The following is a 2,267-nucleotide window of genomic DNA, read 5'->3' as shown; positions in this document are numbered from 1 at the left end:
GGTGAGCAGGGGGAGGGCCTCGCCGACCGGCAGGCACAGGGCGGGGACGGTGCCCCGGCGGGCGCCGGAGCCGTGGGGCCGTACGACGGTGAGATCCTCGGCGGCGCCCGGAGGCGGGTCCGCGCCCGCCGGGTCCCAGAACGCGAACCTGCTGTGCCGGGGCAGCGGGGCGGGGAGGAACACGGCGGCCAGCCGGACGGGGACGGAGATCCCGGCAGATGCGAACGTCCCGGCAGATACGGACGCCCGCGCGGGTACGGCCGGGTCGGCCTCGGGAACAGCCATGTCCCGCATGCCTTCGGTCACCTCCCGCCCCTCGTCGGATGAGCCGTCTCCGGTCCGGCTCGGATCAGCCGCCTTCGACTCGATCAGCTGTCTCCGACTCTACGGGCGGGGTCTGACAACGGGCCGCGTCGAGCTGGCGCGGGCCCGCCCACGGCGGTGTCCGGGCAGGTCAGGGCACGGTTCGCGACACCACGTACACCATCGGATGGTCCGGGTTGGACCGGTTCACGACGATGTCGTGGGTGGGCTCGGGGTTCTTCTGGTCGTTCACGAGGCCGTACCAGGGGCCGGTGCCGGTGAAGTCCCAGCCGACGATCCCCCGGTCGCGGGCGGTGATCGCGGCCTTGTCCTCGACCAGGTCGCCGGTGCCGGTGCCGATCTGGTTGAGGAAGCTCTCCAGGCCCTCGTTGCTCGTGTAGAACTGCACGTAGAGACGGCTGGTCTTCCAGTTGTTCGTCTCGTAGTACGCGACGTGCTTGGAGTACGGCGGGATCGGCACCTGGTAGAGGCGTTGCTGGACCCGGGAGGGCCAGTGGGCGGTGAGGCCGGTCGCCGAGTACTTCTTCTCCTTGTCCTTGCCGCTGTCGCGGCTCTGGTTGGCGGAGATCACCAGATAGCCGGCCGGTACGCCGATGAGCAGCACGATGATCGCCAGGGTGATCGCCCGGCGGCGGATCATGTGGCGGCGGCCCTCGGCGGGCCGCTCCGGTTCCTCGGGGGAGGCGCCCTGGTGGGGCACCGCGGCGGTCACGCGGTGTCCTGGGTGGTGCGACGGGCCTCCACGTACCGTGCGTAGCGCTCGTACCGCTCCACCCGGCGGCGGTTGGCGCGGCGGAAGCGGCGGGCGACGAGTCTGGCGAGGTCGGCGGCGCCCACCATGCCGGCCTCGGGGCCCAGCTGGGCGCGGGCGATCCGGGCCTCGGGACGGTAGCCGCGGCCGGTGAGATGGCGGCGGAAGGCGTCCCGGGCCGGGCCGATCAGCAGGTCGTCGGCGGCCGAGACGCCGCCGCCGATGACGAAGCAGGACGGGTCGAGGGCGGCGGCGAGGTTGGCGATGCCGACGCCGAGCCACTGGCCGATGTCCTGGAGCAGCTCGATGCACATCGCGTCGCCCTCACGGGCCAGCTCGGTGATCATCGGCCCGGTGATGTCGCCGATGTTCCCCTTGACGTGCTCGATGATCCCGTACGCCACCGGGGAGTCGGCCGCCGCGAGTTCGCGGGCCTCTCTGACCAGGGCGTTCCCCGAGCTGTACTGCTCCCAGCAGCCCCGGTTGCCGCACGGGCAGCGGTGGCCGCCGGGCACGACCTGCATATGGCCGAACTCACCCGCGACCCCGAACTTGCCGCGCTTGACCTGGCCGTCCTCCAGGATCGCGCCGCCGATGCCGGTGCCGAGCGTGATCATGACCAGGTGGTCCTCGTCACGGCCGGCGCCGAAGCGCCACTCGGCCCAGGCGGCGGCGTTGGCGTCGTTGTCGACGAGGACGGGCACCGCGAGCCGGCCGGCGAGGCGGTCGCGCAGCGGTTCGTTCCGCCAGGACAGGTGGGGGGCGAACAGTACGCGGTTGCGGTCCGCGTCCACCCAGCCGGCGGCGCCGATGCCGACGGCGTGCACGTCGTGCCGGTCGGAGAGGTCCAGGACCAGTTCCGTGATGGTGTCCTCGACGACCTGGGGGCTCTTGGACTTGTCCGGGGTCTCCGTGCGGAGCTTCTCCAGGATGTTGCCGTCGGCGTCCACGACGCCCGCCATCACCTTCGTGCCGCCGATGTCGATGCCGACGGTGGGGACGCGGGGTGCCGTCAGGTGGGAGCGGCGCTCGCGCGTTCCCACGGTCCGCAGGACGGTGGCCCGCGCGGAGCCGCGGTGGGTGAAGTCGCGGTAAGTGCTCATCGGGCCGATTCTGCCTTAGCGCTCCGCTCGGTGCGGCGTGGGGGCGGGGGGCGCCGACGGTTGTTTTGCGGGTGCGGGTGAGTGGGGGC

At 72.4% G+C, this 2,267-nt stretch carries 3 protein-coding genes; all 3 read right to left on the bottom strand.

Going from position 1 to position 2,267, the window contains the following annotated elements:
* Nucleotides 1-294, bottom strand: a 294-nt coding sequence (locus tag P1P70_RS43625) for a hypothetical protein (protein WP_319247914.1), incomplete at its 3' end; no start/stop codon positions are given.
* Between the two features lie 160 nt (nt 295-454).
* Nucleotides 455-1,036 carry a sugar kinase gene (locus P1P70_RS43620; RefSeq protein ID WP_319247912.1) on the bottom strand — a complete coding sequence of 194 codons (582 nt, stop codon included), beginning with the start codon at nt 1,034-1,036 and terminating at the stop codon, nt 455-457.
* Entirely contained in the window at nt 1,033-2,178 is a 1,146-nt protein-coding gene (locus P1P70_RS43615; protein WP_012999673.1) for an ROK family glucokinase, read from the bottom strand. Before P1P70_RS43615 ends, P1P70_RS43620 begins: the two co-directional genes overlap by 4 nt.
* Between the last annotated feature and the right edge of the window lie 89 nt (nt 2,179-2,267).

The sequence above is a fragment of the Streptomyces sp. MB09-02B genome (assembly GCF_033794485.1).
In the GTDB taxonomy this organism is placed as follows: Bacteria; Actinomycetota; Actinomycetes; order Streptomycetales; family Streptomycetaceae; genus Streptomyces.
The sequence above is the reverse complement of the archived record's forward strand: the minus strand, read 5'-3'. Positions and strand labels throughout refer to the sequence as shown.